Genomic DNA, 16574 nt, shown 5'->3' on the forward strand with positions numbered 1-16574 from the left:
GTGTGAAGAAAAGGGGTTTCTTCAAACTTTACTCGATGCTTTGTCTGCTTAGTGTTTTTGGGTATTCCTACTGGGCCACTTCCTGGACGGCAAGTCAATTGCCGGCACTGTCGAATTGGAAAAGCCATCTTATTTTCACGCCGAGTACGGTTGTAGCTTCTAAAGACATTTATGAAATTGATATGTTTTTGTATGCACTTAAGGTAGTGCCTCTAATGGCAAGTGTTTGTTTTCTTTCTTTGTTGATGATGATTGGAATTGGGATATATTATGTGAAAAAGCAGCTGTCGTACGTAGGTGAAAAGAAGATAACAAGTTCATAAGGAATGAAGAGCGGGGCAGCCTCGCTCTTTTTGTTTTGGATGATGTTATAAGTCACGGTTATAAATGTCGTCTAATAAGTTCAGATTTATTCGACTATAATTGACGTTTTTCGAGCAAAAGCGAGCGGTGACAGGCACTCGCGCTTTCTCTTAAATGCGAATGAACCCATTCATAAAAGAAATTGGTTTTATTGCTCATTCAAACGGGTAACATCATTCGAGTGAATTCGAGTAAATGTGGGTGGTGACAGGCACCCAAGAGTCGGCTTTTGTCGATTTAGATTTGCCAGGATTGGACATAGTAAAACAGACAGAAGATATTTGAGGAGGCAAATCAGCTATGATTAGTATTATTGTTGGTCTCGCTCTCTTAATGCTCCTCGCTTACCTAGGGTGGTCGATTATTTGGATCGCGCCATTGGTATCTGGAATTGTTGCATTATTGAGCGGAATGAATATTCTTGAGTCCTATACAGGAACGTATATGGAAGGATTCGTTGATTTCGCGAAAGCGTATTTCCCAATTTTCTTATTTGGAGCGATTTTTGGGAAGTTAATGGAGGACACAGGGGCAGCGCAGTCTGTTGCTTATAAAATTTCAAACTTAATCGGAGAGAAACGTGCGATTCTTGGGATGTTGATCTCAGCAGCGATTCTTACATATGGAGGCGTTAGTCTCTTTGTTGTTGTATTCGCCGTTTATCCACTCGCCGTGGCAATGTTCCGCCAGGCAAACGTATCACGTAAACTTCTTCCATCGACGTTTGTACTAGGTGCTTTTACATTTACGATGACAGCACTGCCAGGAACACCGCAAATTCAAAACATCATACCGATTAATACGTTTAAAACATCGACGATGGCAGCACCGATTCTTGGAATTGTTGCTGGTTTAATTATGGCAGTTGGCGGTTATTTCTATCTCAAATTCCGTGAGAAACAGCTATCGAAAAATGGTGAGGAATTTACAGAGCCTAAAGGATCAAACGAAGTAAAAAGTATTAATGAAGATGAGCTTCCGAACTGGATTCTTTCTGTAATTCCATTGATCGCTGTTGTTGTGACACTAAATGCCTTTGAAAACTTAAGCATTTTGATTGCACTTGGCATCGGAATTCTTCTCATCATGCTCTTTAATATTAAAAATTACAAGCAGTTCATTAAAGCAATCAATGGTGGGGCATCTGGCTCTGTAATGGCAACAATCAATACAAGTGCTGCCGTTGGTTTCGGTTCAGTCGTCACAGCTTCTCCTGGTTTTGAAGCAGTGAAAGATCTGATCTTCGCGATTCCACTTAGTCCGTACTTTTCAGAAGCCTTTGCTGTTCAGCTTTTAGCGATGATTACAGGCTCAGCTTCTGGTGGTATGGGAATTGCGCTTGAAGCGCTTGGTAGTGAATACTATGACATTGCCATTAGTAACAATCTTAGTTTAGAAGCGTTCCACCGTATTACAGCCGTTGCTTCTGGGGCATCAATCCTGCCTCATAACGGTGCTCTTTTAACGCTATTTACGGTTACCGGACTAACGCACAAAGACTCCTATAAAGATGTGTTTGTGGTTGGTTTAATCATCCCAATGATCGCTACGATCGCGATTATTTTCCTTGCAATGATGGGCATTAACTAATTCATCCGATCATATGAAAATCCCCCTCACATCTTTATCATAAAGGTGTGGGGGGGATTTTTTGTGCTTATTGAGCGGTATAACCACCGTCAATCACAGCAGCTTGACCTGTTATACTTTTCGCTTTCTCACTAACTAAGAAAATGGAGTAGTCAGCGACTTCTTGTACTTGGATTAAACGCTTCTGAGGAACGAGTGGATAAATGACTTGTTCTAACGCTTTCTCTTTTTCGATATTGCGTGTTTTTGCAAGGTCTTCTAATTGATTTTGTACGAGCGGTGTATCAACGTATCCTGGACATATCGCATTTACGGTAATGCCGTAGTCTGCGCCTTCAAGGGCTGCTACTTTCGTAAGGCCAATGACGCCGTGCTTTGCACTGTTGTAACCAGCTTTTCCAGCAAACCCAATCAATCCATTGATGGAAGCCATGTTTAGGATACGACCATATCCTTGTTCTTTCATTATTGGAAAAGCATATTTGATGCCATAGAATGGACCCTTTAGCATAATATCAAGAATTAACCCGTACTTTTCACTTGGGAATTCTTCGATTGGCGCCACATGCTGAATCCCTGCATTGTTAACAAGAATATCAATACGTCCAAATTTCTTGACGGTTTCTTCAATAGCATTCTTCACATCTTCTTCTTTCGCAACGTTTGCAACCACACCTTCAACCGTAAAGCCTTGAGAAGTTAGGCTTTCAACCGACTCCTTAAGGGTGTCTTCATTAATATCATTAAGCATCACCTTCGCGCCAGCCTTCGCAAACTCAGTAGCGATCTCTAGCCCAATTCCCTGACCAGAGCCAGTAATTAATGCACATTTACCTTCAAGCATTGTTGTATCCTCCTTAAGTATAAGTAACTCAGCTATTAGGATACCCAATTCTGCTTAAGATATTTCGACTTCGTTCGACGCATAACGGGTGGTGACAGGCACCATTAGAAAGGCCCTCTCCCCAAAGGGGAGAGGGCCAAACACATTATTTAATAATTTTCTGATCTCTTGCCATTTCCCTCGCTACTTTTGGTGCGAGCCAAACCATTGGCAGAAGGATAAGCGAGACTGGAACAGCTGTTACAACAATGAAGTTCTGTAACTGCGTAATGCCGCTGTCACCTGTAATAAGTAGAATGACTGCGACAGTTCCCATAAGAATTGCCCAGAATACGCGAAGCCATCTTTGGGGATCGCCTTCACCCGTAACCGCCATTGCAATTGTATAAGACATGGAGTCACTTGTTGTTACAACGAAAAGAATCGTTAGAATTAAGAACAGTGGTGAAACAATGCTTGCAAGCGGGAATTGCTCAGTAATGGCGAACATGGCTGCTGGATTACCAGCGGCATTCAATGCTTCTGAGATCGAACCAGGATTTGAAAGTTCAAAGAAAATTCCAGATCCTCCGAGTACGGTAAACCAGAATGTTGAGATAACCGGTGCAAAAATCGAAACTGCAATAATAATGTCTCGAATCGTACGTCCTCGTGAAATACGACTAACAAGAATCGCCATCATTGGACCGTATCCGATGAACCAGCCCCAGAAGAAGACTGTCCAGAATGAAAGCCAACCGGTATCACCACGGAATGTGCTCATCGTAACAAATTGATCCACATAAACACCAAATCCAGAGATAAAGTGGTTGAAGATAAAGCCACCAGGACCAAAGATGACAATAAACGCCATTAATCCAATCGCGAGTCGAACGTTAAAGCTACTTAAATATTGAATTCCTTTGTAAAGTCCTGTAACTGCTGAAATCGTAGAAACAATCACGACAGCTAAAATAATCGAGAACTGTGTGCTGAACTGATTAGGAATGCCGAAAATTTCCTGCAAACCGTAACTTGCTTGTAAGCCTAAGAAACCAATTGGTCCAATTGTACCTGCGGCAACCGCAATAACGGAAAACGCATCAATCAGAGTACCAAACCAGCTGTGACGCAGCTTTTCACCGAAAATCGGATAAAGAAGCGTACGCGGCTTCATTGGCATTCCTTTATGATAATGTCCGTACATCATCACAACGGCACTGATTGTACCTAGAATGGCCCAGGCAAGGAAACCCCAATGCATGAAGCTTTGAGCAAGTGCAGTATCAATTGCACCTTGAGTTCCAGCTTCAATGCCTTTTCCATCTTGAGAAGGAGGAACGGTTAAGAAGTGGTACATCGGTTCTGCCGCTGCCCAAAACACACCGCCACCGGCAAGTAGTGTCGCCATAATAATGGATAACCACTTATATAGGCTAAGCTCAGGTTTATCCATACCACCTAATTTTATTTTTCCGTATTTAGAAAAGGCCAATCCAATTCCAACAAAAAATGTTGCTAGCATTAAAACTTGCCAGAACCCACCGAAAAACCTCGCAGACCAGGCAAAGCTTGAGCTAACCAAGTTTTCTACCAAAGATATATCAAAAAGTGCAAGAATCACGAAGAGGATCAATACCCCACCGCTTATACCAAAGACGGGCCAATCAATACGCCCAGTTTCTTTATTGTCCATACAAGACTCCTTTAATCGCTTTTTAAACACAATTACTTACTCTACCACTACCGTTAGTATGGTGTAAAGAGAGAAGTTTTAATCGGCTACATTACGTAATAATTTTAGGTGAAATTACCAGGTAATCGATTCCATTAACCCCCTTTTTTGTAAAATAAAATCGAAATTAGTCGAAATTGTGTTTTCAATTTGTAAATACCCCACGAAATTAAAATAAAACCGGAAAGAAGGGGGGATTCTTTCCGGTTTCGAATTCGTACTCTAATCCTTGTAAACCGAGTGGCATCGACATCTGATAAAGGATCTTTATTTCGACCAGTAACCGTCTATGATAACCAAGGCGCTTCATTCTAAAATAATAACCCACGAGAAGTAATACAAAACTAAAGAAAAAATTAATGATCGCGAGGATCATTGCGGATAGTAAACTTGAATCATTACCAACATAATGAGTGATGAAGAAAATAACAAATGCAGGAATGCCAACAAACCAGGGATGTTTCTTCATATTAAATTTACGATCGGTAGGTGTAAGAAAGTTTTCATCCGACTTTTTGATGGTGCGCCTTGAAATGTAAGCTAGAAGAATGAGGAGAATTAAGGAAATCGGAAATCCGATGTTAAACCCTAAATAGTAAAAGGATAGGAAGGCTCCGCCGAAAAAAATAAACATGAAAAGAAATGACAAAAGAAATTCCTTGCCGGGCGAGCGTGCTTTTTTCTTTAACATGAACAATTCCTCCTATAATAAAAAGGTTATTTTTCATTGCGCCAATATCTCAATAGAAATAAGGAGGTATAGAACGTAAGGAATCCAATAATAATGGCAAGGTTTTTAGAAGATACCTAAGATTCATCTTTCACAATGGATAAGCCAAACAATACGGCGATTCCAGTTAGGAGCCCGATGAAAAGCTCTTTCCAAGTGCGTAACATAACAATCATCCTTTTCCTATTTGTTCATTCATACCTGTTTAGGCCATCTCGCAAACCAGATTTTTACATAAAAAAACGTCCGCGATGGACGTTTTTTCGGAAAGAATCATTATCGGATCAGTGTAAAGGTAAAGATTGAATTTCAGCATTCAATACAATTTTACTGATTAAACGCCACATAAAAAGGATGGTGTTCTTCGTTTAAGCAGTATTCCATGCGCTGTCGGAAATTTTTCCAAGTAACCATTTCAAGTGCTTGATCGATAGGAAAGAATCCAACTTCAAGGCTCTCTGATGAGGTTGTGAGTTCACCCCCAACATAGTTAGCAAGAAAGAGGGTATTCGAAATAGAAGACTTCACGTTTTGAAACACGCCACAGAATTTAACGATTTCAACATCAGCGCCAGACTCTTCCTTCGCTTCTCGAATTGCGGCGTCGTGTAATGATTCGCCTTCTTCCACTTGACCTCCAGGGAATTCCCAACCTCTACGCGGCCCTTTGATTAAAAGTACTTCATCTGCTTTATTTAAAATAATGGTAGCTGCTGAAACGATATGTTTTGGAGGATGATACGTGTAAGGTTCTGCTGTTGACGTGAGAAAGTCCTGGTTGCTTTCAAGATAAAGGTTCCCTAGATCACGCTGTTTCGCTTTCTGATGTAACGCGCTTTTTCGAATTTGCTTTTCGATCTCTTCATAGTGATTCATACTTTCATATTGCCAGGTCGCGGTTATTTCATTCTGGCTTTCGTTAACCCAACGCCCAATCAATTTGGCACCATGTTTTAGTTGATTTGGATAAAGATAAGTATGGAAAAACTCGTTAAATTCATCTAATTTTTCGGGTTTGATGGTATAGGTTTTTCTTCGATAAATCATTTCCGCTCGCTCTCCATTTCAAAAAGATTTACTAGTGCTATTGTGTCAAATTATTAATATTTTGACAATTAATGTTTGAATCTTCTTCATTGGTGATTTCTAAAACGCTCCTGTAAGCTGAACATATCTAAAGATGAAGGAGAGAATAACATGCCAGATTTAAACGATCGAGTGATATTAATCACCGGAGGAAATCGAGGTCAGGGAAAAGCAATCGGTGAGCATCTTGCTTCATTAGGAGCAAAAGTGATCATTGGAGCTCGCCGCTATCAAGATGCTGAGACAGCTGCAAATTTGATTGGGGCTTATCCTGTGCAGTTGGATGTAACGAAAGAAGAGCATTGGAAATCAGTGCTTGAAGAGATCCAGTCTGAATTTGGTCAGTTGGATGCGCTTGTAAACAATGCAGGGATACTAAAAAGAAAACCATTTACAGATTTGTCGGTAGAAGAATATCTAGAGTTAATGAACGTAAACCAGCTTGGTGTTTTTATGGGTATGCAAGCGGTTGTTCCGGTAATGGAGAAACAGCAAAAAGGGGCGATCGTGAATAATGTATCGATCTCAGCGTTTGCCCCGATCGGTCAGTCTGCTGCCTATGCGGCTACAAAAGCAGCTGTCGTTGCGATGTCTAAGGCAGCGGCAATCGAATTAGGTCCGAAAGGGATTCGAGTAAACATGATTCATCCGGGAGGAGTTGAGACAGAGATGGCGACACAGGGAGAGGGTGTGCCAGATTTCTATGAGACGATTCCGCTAGGTCGTATCGGACAACCTGTTGAAATTGCCAGGGCCGTGGCTTTTCTTGTTTCTGATGAAAGCTCCTATTGTACGGGAACAGAAATTGTCATTGATGGAGGTATGACGCTCGGATCAGCTGATGTATAAAGTGGAGTGAAATGGTACCTGCTGCGCCTGGTGAATTAATATGTTGAACACGTGACTTTTTGCAAATCTGTTGAAACATCATCATAGAGAGTGATTTTTTTTGAAATCCGTGCTAAATAGTTCTGCTGCCGCTTTACTTCCTGTTCTACTTTTTGTTTATGAAGGGAAAGAAGCGTTCTTCTTTCTCGGATAGTCGAATCACCTTGTTTATAAAGATGAACGTATTTTTTTATTTCTGCAATCGGCATATTTGTAGAACGAAGAGCCAGAATGAAATGAAGCCACTCTAAGTTATTCTCGGTATATCTTCGAACGCCGTTTGCATCGCGTTCGATAGAGGGGAGGATTTCTTCCTTCTCATAGTATCGAATGGCAGATGCAGATTGATTTGTTAGCACAGTTATTTCCTTCATTGAATAGTATTTCATCTTTGATCCCTCACTTTAAGTCGCTTTCATTGTGTTAAACCGCACTTTAACCTATAGAGTGTGGATTATCAATTAAAACGATTGATAATCCAACTTTGGAGGTTTTATAAATGACAAAAGAAAAAGTCGTCATCATTACTGGAGCTTCAAGCGGTATTGGAGAAGAAACAGCTAAGTTACTATCTGACAAAGGAGCAAAGCTCGTTTTGGCAGCTCGACGTGAAGATCGCTTAAAAGAGCTTAAGCAGAAAATAGAAGACAACGGTGGAGAAGCGATTTACCAGGTAACAGACGTAACATCATCTGAAGAGATGGAGTCGCTAGCTCAATATGCGTATGATACGTTTGGAAAAATCGATGTGATTGTGAATAACGCAGGTTTAATGCCACTTTCCCTTCTACACAAGAAGAAATATGATGAATGGGATAAAATGATTGATGTTAATATTAAAGGTGTTCTTTACGGTATCGGGGCCGTTCTTCCTTATATGAGAGAGAAAAAGGAAGGTCACGTTATTAACATTTCATCTGTAGCTGGTCATGAAATTTCACCAGGAAGCTCAGTCTACAGTGCTACAAAGTTTGCAGTAAGAGCCATCACTGAAGGACTAAGAATGGAAGAGTCCGTTGGTAATAATATCCGTGCTACGATTATTTCACCTGGAGCCGTTAGTACAGAACTTACTGAAACGATTACGGATGATGATGTGAAATCTTCGATTGATGCGGTTTATAGCGGTGCAATTAAAGCGGACAGCATTGCTCGTACAATTGTTTTTGCGATTGAAGAACCGGCTGAAGTAGCCATTAATGAAATTCTAGTACGTCCAACAAATCAAGAGTGGTAAGAAAGAACAAGGAGAAGCCAACAATTGGCTTCTCCTTCTTGATTTTTTTAGGTGTTCAGGAGTACAATGAGAAACTGAGCCTGAAATAGAATGTTCGGTCTTTTACTGCACGACTATCATAATCTCATGATCTTGAAGGTATAAAACGAGACAGATGCGAGCGGGCAAGGAGCTCATCTCGTTCAACACAAAATTGTAGAACCATATAAAAGGTAGCAATGATCTGAACTATTAGCGTCAGACATAAGCCGAAAAGGAGAAGCACTCCTTTTCGGCTTTTTTTGTGTCTTTACACCTGAGTTGAATCCATCGAGAAAAAAGAGCTGGAGGCTTACAGTGTTTACTTTAAGTGATATTCCTATGTTTTTTGTGAATTTCTTTATTATTCTTCCGATCGTAACATTGGTGCATGAGGCTGGACATGTCCTCGTAGCGAGATTATTTGGGGGAAGGATCAAATTCTGCATAGGTACTGGGAAGAAAATTATCGATATTGGTCCATTGGAGGTGCGAAAGAAATATTTCATGGAAGGATGGTGTCAGTACGATAAGTTAACTTACGATAAAACGTGGGCGCATGTGTCGATTTATCTAGGGGGCAGTATGTTTAATTTAATGCTTATTCTGATCATTAACTATCTGATTTTGACAGAGGTGCTGCCCGAAGCTCTAGTATTTAGGCAATTTGTTTATTTCTCTTTTTACTTCATTTTCTTTTCTTTAATGCCTTATAAAAACGAAGACGGGAAGCCAAGTGACGGCATGGCCATCTATGATGTCATTCGCTATGGGAAAGCAGAAGACCCAATCGACTAAGTTCGACACAAAGCGGGCGGTGCCTGGCACCGCCCGCTTTGTGCTTACTTTTCTTCGTAGAACGTTATCCGATTTAGAAAGGGGTCGGTGACGGTCATTTCGATGGTTCTCCAGGAGGTATGCCTCATGCCGGGATTGGCGTAGGCGTACTCCTTTTGAGAAAGGGTGTGATGATAATCTTCAACGTTATCTAGCTTTACCCGTATAGAACTTCCAGGTGAGGCATCGCCATGGTGTTCCGTTAAATGAATCAGGGCGTTATGAAAAGAGACTTGAATGTATTCAGGCATATTTTCTTCATACTGATGTCGCCAATCAATCGTAAATCCTAAGAAATCCCGATAAAAGTCAGTGGCTTTTTCCGTGTCAAAGATGCGAAAAATCGGTGTAATCATGAGTAGAAAGAACCTGCCTTTCCTTCATAGTTTTTCAGCGATTTGATTTGTCAATGTGAAGCAATCAGACAATGGCGACTGGCGTACATTCATCATATAACGAATCTTTCACTATAAAAAGGGTATCTGTAAAAAAAAGGGTAAAGAAGTTTGGAAATGTGCACGACGATCGAAAAAGCTTTTGAACAGAAAGAAAGAGTCCGGTTCCTTCCCGGACTCTTAAATCTTAAAACTGCTGTATTATCCGATCGCTTCCTCTTTTCCTTCCTCTTCTTTCACCTGTTCATCCTCTACCCAGGCATCGGCATGTTGAATTCCTAGCTTAGTAGGGTTAAAGACAGGGTTTTTTCCTTGTTTCCGCTGATTTTCATAGTCTTTTAAAACCTTGAAGGCTACTTTTCCTAACAAACCAATCGCAATCAAGTTAATCACCGTCATCAGTGCCATAAAGAGGTCGGCCATTTTCCATACGAGACTTAAGCTTGAAATCGAGCCAATAAGAACAAATGCCATTGTAGCGAGACGGAATACAAAAAGCATGACGTTGCTTTCTTTAATAAACTCAATATTTGTTTCGCCGTAGTAATAAGAGCCAATAATTGAACTAAAAGCGAACAAGAAAATCGCTACTGAAATAAAAATACCTGACCATCCACCAATATGAGAGTTTAGTGAGTTTTGAAGTAGTTCGATTCCTGTCACATCACCTGTTTGAAACACAGGAGCTAGTAAAATAATGAAGGCGGTGGATGAACAAACGAGAATGGTATCGACAAATACCCCAAGAGATTGAATAAGTCCTTGTTTCGCTGGGTGTGAGGTAGTAGAAGTTGCAGCTGCGTTCGGCGCACTCCCCATACCGGCTTCATTCGAAAATAGTCCTCGTTTTACTCCGTTCATAATAGCTGCCCCAATCGCTCCTCCTACTGCTTGTTCAAATCCAAAAGCACTTCCTACAATAAGGGCTACGATTGATGGTAGCTCGGCCAGGTTCATCAGTAGAACAAACAAGGCAATGACAATATAGAGAATTGCCATAACAGGTACAATAATACTGGATAAGTTAGCAATGCGATGCACGCCACCAAAGATCACAATTCCTGTCAAAGCCGTTATGATAAGGCCAATGACTAAAGGTTCGATCCCAAATGCATTCTCAAAGGCAAGTGCAATGGTATTACTTTGCACCGAATTGAAAATTAGACCAAACGTAATGGCTATCAAAACGGCAAAAACAATTCCTAACCATCTTGCTTTCAGCCCTTTTTCAATATAATAAGCGGGACCGCCTCGAAACGCGTTTTTACCTTTCACCTTGTAAACCTGAGCAAGTGTACTTTCAATGAAAGCTGTCGCTCCACCAAGCAAGGCAACCATCCACATCCAGAAAACCGCTCCTGGACCACCTAGCGTGATCGCCACGGCAACGCCTGCTAAGTTCCCTGTACCAATCCGCGTAGCGGCACCGACACAGAAAGATTTAAAAGGGGAAATGTTTTTCGCTCCATCCTTATAGTCAGGTTTTTCTCCTAATACGCGAAACATCTCACCGAAAAATCGAAATTGAACAAATCGCGAAGCAATCGTGAAATAAATGCCAAGTCCAAGTAACCCGGCAATAAGGACGTAACTCCAAAGAATGTTGTTTGAACTATCAATGATACTTGTTAGAAATCCTTCCATAGGCTGAACCGCTCCTCTAGTTGTCATTTGATTTATTTTTCTGAAAATTTACCACTAGTTATTATTATACATAGATTCGACAAATTAACAATCTATTTCGACAAATTACAACATTTATACAATTTGTAGTAATCCTTACCAGTGGATTTTAATTTATGTAAAGAAAAAAGAGCCGCTTCCATTTTAGGAAGCGGTCCCTATTGGAATACACATGACTATTTAAGCGGATTCTTTAGCTCGTTCACCTCATAAGCAGCCCTTAGACCTGATTCAATCGCACCTTCCATCCACCCGTGAAAGGAAGAGGTATGTTCTCCTGCAAAATGGAGTTTCCCTTCCGGCTGTTTGATGACCTCCCCAAGGTTGTTTTCTTGACCGGGAGTGAAAAGAGTGAAGCACCCAGCAGAATAAGGGTTATTACTCCAATTAAAGGGAACGGCTTTGATAAATGCCGTATACACTTCGTCTCCATAGATTTTGGCTAGATCTTTAAGTAGGATACGAGTCAGTTCATCTTTCGGTAAACTTCCCCAGAGCACGGCGTCTTCTCCCCAGCTATAGCTAGCTAAAAGTGCGGCTGATCCGTTTGAACCGATTCCTTCTCCTGGAACATAACTAAACCGAATCGGTAAATCCGTTAGCGCATTCCCCACATTGTTTTTTTCCCAAAAGCGATAGCTAAATTCAATTCCGATCTTTACGGCTGGAACATTGATCAGTTCACGAATCGCCTGCCATTTTTTAAATGAGACCGAATGATATGGAGCAATGTCGATAAATTGAAGAACGGAGAAAGGAATGGCGACAATTGCGACGTCTCCTTTCAGACGGAACCTTTCCTGTGTTTTAGGATTCAGCGTTGTTATAGTAACGCCGCGGTTCGCCTGCTTTATTTTAATCACTTTCTGATTTAGAAAAATGTGATGCTTCAGTTCTTCAACGAATGAATGGGGCAGGCGATCGTTACCCCCATCAATTTGATGAAACGCTACTTTTTTGCTGAAAATCGGATAAATAATATCCGTTAAAATGTCTGTAAACGCGAACTCTGGAAACCCTTCAATGCCAAGCATAACGCCAATCATGCGAATGGCATTAAGGGATAATGGTCTCCCTAGCGGATTGTATTGCAGAAATTCTCCCATTGAATATTCTCCGTATTTGGCTACGAGTTCTTCTTTTTCTTCTTTCGTACTGGCTTTATAAAGATCGATAAATGGCTGTGTTGCTTCAAGAAAAAGTTCTGTCGCCGTTTTTCCTTTTTCACTTTCATTCACTGGAAAGCCAAGAATGTCTGGATTCTTTTCATATTCTTCTTTCGTTGTTAGCACATTATTTACAAATAGAAGGTCTCGTGGTGAGGCGTTTAAAAATGGGTGGAGGGGCAGGTTGAAATGACGAATATATTCATGAACAAGAGCATGATTATCAGGTATTCTCATAGCACCTGCGTCCATGTACTGGTGTAACGAAAACGGTTTACGTAGTGTATACACTCGCCCGCCAATGCGGTCATTGCCTTCTAATAGTGTCACGCGATGGCCATTTCGTTTTAGCAATGAACCCGCTACCAGTCCTGACAGACCAGCTCCAATAATAATGACGTGTTTAGGAGGGCTTTTTCCTGGTAACCCATTTCGAATTAGTGAAAGCAAATCTTCAGGATAATGTAATGAAGAAAATGGTTTGGCCATAGATAGCCTCCTTGTCTAGTAAACACCACTTAAATACTAGGAGAAGAATTCACCTTATTAATCTATGTCTAACAAAAAAAGGATATGAAATGTGAAATTTTTCTTTCTATAGCGGAGAGAATGATTAGAAAGAAGAACCGTTTCCTGGGCGCAAACATAAACTACAAAAAACAAACAGATGCGGGACGGACTTGTAGTTGAAGGAGGAAGGACATGAACAGGCAGGAACCTCTCCCTACACTGTTTACGATGCGGCGTAAGAAGCCAAATTTTCTTATCTTTATGGTGGATCAACAGTGTGATCCATCTGTAAATCAAGCGGTCGAAAAGAGAAACCTCTTTATGGAGGAACTTTTGCTTAACGGATTTGAATTTAAGAATCACTATGTGGGTAGCTCCGCTTTTGCGTCTAGTGAAATGACACTTTATACAGGGCAGTATCCTTCCTTGCATGGGGTAACGCAGACGAGTGGCTTTGATCGGACGCCGTTACACTCTGCTTTCAATTCGAAAACCGTTCCTTTGATGGACGATTACTTGCGACGGGTGGGCTATGAGACCTATTGGAAGGGAATCGCTTCCAATCAAAGTCTTGTAGCACCTAAAGAGAAACGCGATGAGGTTCGTGCAGATGAAGTTGTGACACTGCTTAAAAAGCTTGATCGAGAAGATACGGAAGCATCAAAGCAATGGATCATTTTCAGTTCGTTTCGTTCTGAGCAGAGTTGCAGTGAGATGATGAAAGTATTTCAGACATTGAAGAAGACGGCGTTTTACTTGAATACGATCGTTCTTTATTTATCGGTTGAGGGACAGCAAGGGATCGGGTCGGATGGAAATTATAATAAAAAAAGAAATAACGTGTTTGAAAAATCGATTCACGTCCCACTGATTATTCATAGTCCCGCGCTCATTAACGGTAGAAAGAGCACATCGATGCCAACCAGTCATGTCGACATTCTTCCAACAATGTTAGGTCTAGCTGGAATTGATGAGGAAGAGATTCAGACGTTGCTGAGCGTTGATTATTCGGAAGTTCGTCCGCTTGTTGGAAAAGACCTTACGCCATTACTGTTTGGCAGGAAGCGGTTTTACCGGGCAAATGAGCCAATATATTTCATGACAGATGATGAAGGAAGACGAGAACTTAATGATGCTCCCGAGGAATTAGTTGAATCCGTCGTGCAGCCGAATCATATGGAAGCGGTAGTGACGATGCTGCGTACTGGCGAAAAGGAGCAGCAGGAAGTGTGGAAATACGCGCGATACTATGATGATCCAAAATATTGGCGGATACCAGGCGTGTCAGATGTGGTCGTTACGCTATCAATTCCTGATCCGTCAGGGGAGGAAACATTATCGAAATGGGTGACCACAACGAAGACATCTCCGACTCCAGACGAATTCGAGCTATACAATGTAACCCGCGATCCGTTAGAAAAAAAGAACCTTGCTGATCCGAACTTTGAAATGCCTGAAATGAAAGAGGTTCGAAAGGTTTTATCGCTCATCTTAGAAGAACAGCGCCGTCAGAAACGATTACATCCCATGAGAAGCGACTCGGGGGACGTCGCTATTTAAGGTATTGAGAGGTATGGAGAAAGTGAGAAGACAATTGAGGACTGTAACCATCGAAAGCGGAAGCGCTCACGCGCTTCCGCTTTCGACTTTTTGTGACAAATAACGGGTGGTGACAGGCACCTCCGCGAGCTAGGTCTTTATACTTATCTTTTTTGGGCGTAAAAATCTTATTATGATTAGTATAGCTTAATTAAATATATCTAAATAACTATATAAAAGTAATTAAATGGAATTTATAAGTGAATATAGACACGCACCGAAAAGTTCCATACGCACCAGGAAGTAATAATTTTCTCGCTTTAATAGTTCATTTCATTAGTTCTATACTATGAAAGAAATTGAAGCAGCTAGAAAGGTGTGAAGATACATGAAAAACATTCTACTTATCAATGGACATGAGTATTTTCCAAAGTCGAAAGGTGAGTTGAACAAAACGATCTTTGAGGAATGGAAAGAGGTGCTATCCTCAGACTACGATGTGAAAACAACGATCGTCGATGAAGAGTACAATGTTGATCAAGAAATCGAGAAGTGGCAGTGGGCTGATGTGATCATCATGCAAACGCCGATTTACTGGTTCAGTATCCCAGGTAACTTTAAGAAATACATCGATCGCGTCTATATGGACAAGATCTTCTTCATCGGCTCAGATCGCTATGGTCAGGGCGGAATGTTTACAGATAAGAAATACATGTTCTCTCTTACATGGAACGCACCTGAGGCAGCGTTTGGAAATGAACAGAGCTTCTTTGAAGGACGAGATCTTGATCAAGCGATCGATCACCTTCACAAGATGAACCAATATATCGGTATGCGTCCGCTCCCAACTTACTCCATTCACAATGTGATGAAGGAAACAAATATGGCGCACTATAAAACGAAACTACACGATCATTATCGAGAAGTGTTTGGTAAATAAAACACTCTTTCCACATCGGGATGGTTTAAAATTTATTTTTCGGGAAAACCATAAAGGGACATTTGAAAGGAGCATTAAACATGACTGTACAAACAAAAACATTAAACAATAATATCGAAATGCCTGAACTAGGTTACGGCGTATTCCGCGTTGAACAAGGCCAGGAATTAGTTGAAGCAGTGAAAACAGCCATTAAGAAAGGCTATCGCAGCATTGATACAGCAGCAATCTACGGTAATGAGGAAAGTGTTGGTCAGGGTGTCAATGAAGCGATTAAAGAAGGTCTTGTCACAAGAGAAGAGCTTTTCATTACTTCAAAAGTATGGAACGATGGCTTAACTTACGATGAAACGATTGAAGCATATGAAACTAGCCTATCAAAGCTAGGTCTTGAATACCTCGATCTTTACTTGATTCATTGGCCTGGTGATAACAAATACCAGGAGCCGTGGAAAGCACTAGAAACACTTTATAAAGAAAAACGCGTACGTGCGATTGGCGTAAGTAACTTCCAGGTTAACCACCTTGAAGATCTTCGCAAAAACTTTGAGATTACACCTGTGATTAACCAAATCGAATTCCACCCGCGTTTAACACAGGAAGAAGTAAGAACGTATTGCGAAGAACACAACATACAAGTAGAAGCATGGTCACCACTTATGGCAGGTGAACTGTTAGATAACGAAACAATCGCAGGAATTGCAGAGAAATATAACAAATCCGTAGCACAAGTCATTCTTCGCTGGGATCTGCAACATAACGTGATTACCATTCCGAAATCAATGAATGAAAAGCGTATTGAAGCGAATATTGATCTTTTCGATTTTGAACTCACTTCAGAAGAAATGAAGCAGCTTGATGCATTGAACGACAATGCTCGTAGTGGTCCTCATCCTGATGAATTTGATTTTAAAATGTAAGACCAACGAAGGACCTTATCTGTTGATAAGGTCCTTCTTTTTGATTTGTAACGGTAAACGCAAGTCTATTAGAAAACAATTTCAAAAAGTGATAACTAGTAAAGCCGATCTCAT

The 16574-nt window shown here is 40.9% G+C and carries 16 protein-coding genes and 1 pseudogene; 8 read left to right on the forward strand and 9 right to left on the reverse strand.

Annotation, left to right across the window (positions count from 1 at the left end; all coding sequences use genetic code 11):
* Positions 1-2: 2 nt before the first annotated feature.
* Positions 3-323 (forward strand): DUF4306 domain-containing protein, encoded by a 321-nt coding sequence (locus PQ578_RS09410; protein WP_273833826.1) that lies wholly within the window; start codon positions 3-5, stop codon positions 321-323.
* A 340-nt stretch (positions 324-663) separates the two neighbouring features.
* Positions 664-1953, forward strand: a complete 1290-nt coding sequence (locus PQ578_RS09415; RefSeq protein WP_273833829.1) for a GntP family permease — start codon at positions 664-666, stop codon at positions 1951-1953.
* A gap of 67 nt (positions 1954-2020) precedes the next feature.
* Here PQ578_RS09415 and PQ578_RS09420 read toward each other — a convergent pair whose 3' ends face one another.
* The 5 genes and pseudogenes from PQ578_RS09420 to PQ578_RS09440 form a co-directional block, all read right to left on the reverse strand.
* Entirely contained in the window at positions 2021-2797 is a 777-nt protein-coding gene (locus PQ578_RS09420) for a 3-hydroxybutyrate dehydrogenase (protein WP_098442638.1), read from the reverse strand.
* A 145-nt stretch (positions 2798-2942) separates the two neighbouring features.
* Positions 2943-4472 carry a BCCT family transporter gene (locus tag PQ578_RS09425; protein ID WP_098442639.1) on the reverse strand — a complete coding sequence of 510 codons (1530 nt, stop codon included), beginning with the start codon at positions 4470-4472 and terminating at the stop codon, positions 2943-2945.
* A gap of 208 nt (positions 4473-4680) precedes the next feature.
* Positions 4681-5202: a hypothetical protein gene (locus PQ578_RS09430; protein WP_273833834.1), complete on the reverse strand. Its 522-nt coding sequence runs from the start codon at positions 5200-5202 to the stop codon at positions 4681-4683.
* Between the two features lie 366 nt (positions 5203-5568).
* A complete protein-coding gene (locus tag PQ578_RS09435; RefSeq protein ID WP_273834957.1) occupies positions 5569-5964 on the reverse strand; it encodes an NUDIX hydrolase in 396 nt (131 codons plus the stop codon).
* Positions 5965-6078: 114 nt separating this feature from the next.
* Positions 6079-6288: pseudogene (locus PQ578_RS09440) on the reverse strand (NIPSNAP family protein); the annotation flags it as partial.
* Positions 6289-6438: 150 nt separating this feature from the next.
* On the opposite strand from PQ578_RS09440, the gene PQ578_RS09445 reads away from it, so the two are divergent.
* On the forward strand, positions 6439-7176 hold the full coding sequence (locus PQ578_RS09445) for an SDR family NAD(P)-dependent oxidoreductase (protein WP_273833836.1): 738 nt from the start codon (positions 6439-6441) through the stop codon (positions 7174-7176).
* 35 nt (positions 7177-7211) lie between these two features.
* Here PQ578_RS09445 and PQ578_RS09450 read toward each other — a convergent pair whose 3' ends face one another.
* Entirely contained in the window at positions 7212-7604 is a 393-nt protein-coding gene (locus tag PQ578_RS09450) for a MerR family transcriptional regulator (RefSeq protein WP_273833838.1), read from the reverse strand.
* Positions 7605-7714: 110 nt separating this feature from the next.
* On the opposite strand from PQ578_RS09450, the gene PQ578_RS09455 reads away from it, so the two are divergent.
* Entirely contained in the window at positions 7715-8452 is a 738-nt protein-coding gene (locus PQ578_RS09455) for an SDR family oxidoreductase (protein WP_273833840.1), read from the forward strand.
* Between the two features lie 336 nt (positions 8453-8788).
* On the forward strand, positions 8789-9268 hold the full coding sequence (locus PQ578_RS09460; RefSeq protein WP_273833841.1) for a site-2 protease family protein: 480 nt from the start codon (positions 8789-8791) through the stop codon (positions 9266-9268).
* 44 nt (positions 9269-9312) lie between these two features.
* On the opposite strand, the gene PQ578_RS09465 is transcribed toward PQ578_RS09460, so the two are convergent.
* The 3 genes from PQ578_RS09465 to PQ578_RS09475 form a co-directional block, all read right to left on the reverse strand.
* Positions 9313-9663, reverse strand: a complete 351-nt coding sequence (locus tag PQ578_RS09465; RefSeq protein ID WP_273833843.1) for a glyoxalase superfamily protein — start codon at positions 9661-9663, stop codon at positions 9313-9315.
* Positions 9664-9903: 240 nt separating this feature from the next.
* The gene (locus PQ578_RS09470; RefSeq protein ID WP_273833844.1) at positions 9904-11346 is read right to left on the reverse strand and encodes an alanine/glycine:cation symporter family protein; all 1443 of its coding nucleotides are present in this window, start codon (positions 11344-11346) and stop codon (positions 9904-9906) included.
* Positions 11347-11561: 215 nt separating this feature from the next.
* Positions 11562-13040, reverse strand: a complete 1479-nt coding sequence (locus tag PQ578_RS09475; protein WP_273833847.1) for a flavin monoamine oxidase family protein — start codon at positions 13038-13040, stop codon at positions 11562-11564.
* A gap of 213 nt (positions 13041-13253) precedes the next feature.
* On the opposite strand from PQ578_RS09475, the gene PQ578_RS09480 reads away from it, so the two are divergent.
* The 3 genes from PQ578_RS09480 (at position 13254) to PQ578_RS09490 (ending at position 16460) form a co-directional block, all read left to right on the forward strand.
* Complete coding sequence (locus tag PQ578_RS09480; RefSeq protein WP_273833849.1) at positions 13254-14621, forward strand: sulfatase-like hydrolase/transferase; 1368 nt, start codon at positions 13254-13256, stop codon at positions 14619-14621.
* A gap of 367 nt (positions 14622-14988) precedes the next feature.
* Positions 14989-15540, forward strand: coding sequence for an NAD(P)H-dependent oxidoreductase (locus tag PQ578_RS09485; protein ID WP_273833853.1), 552 nt, complete (start codon positions 14989-14991; stop codon positions 15538-15540).
* A gap of 80 nt (positions 15541-15620) precedes the next feature.
* On the forward strand, positions 15621-16460 hold the full coding sequence (locus PQ578_RS09490) for an aldo/keto reductase (RefSeq protein WP_273833855.1): 840 nt from the start codon (positions 15621-15623) through the stop codon (positions 16458-16460).
* The last annotated feature ends 114 nt before the right edge of the window (positions 16461-16574 follow it).

The organism is Guptibacillus sedimenti, assembly GCF_028610665.1.
Lineage (GTDB): Bacteria > Bacillota > Bacilli > Bacillales > Guptibacillaceae > Guptibacillus > Guptibacillus sedimenti.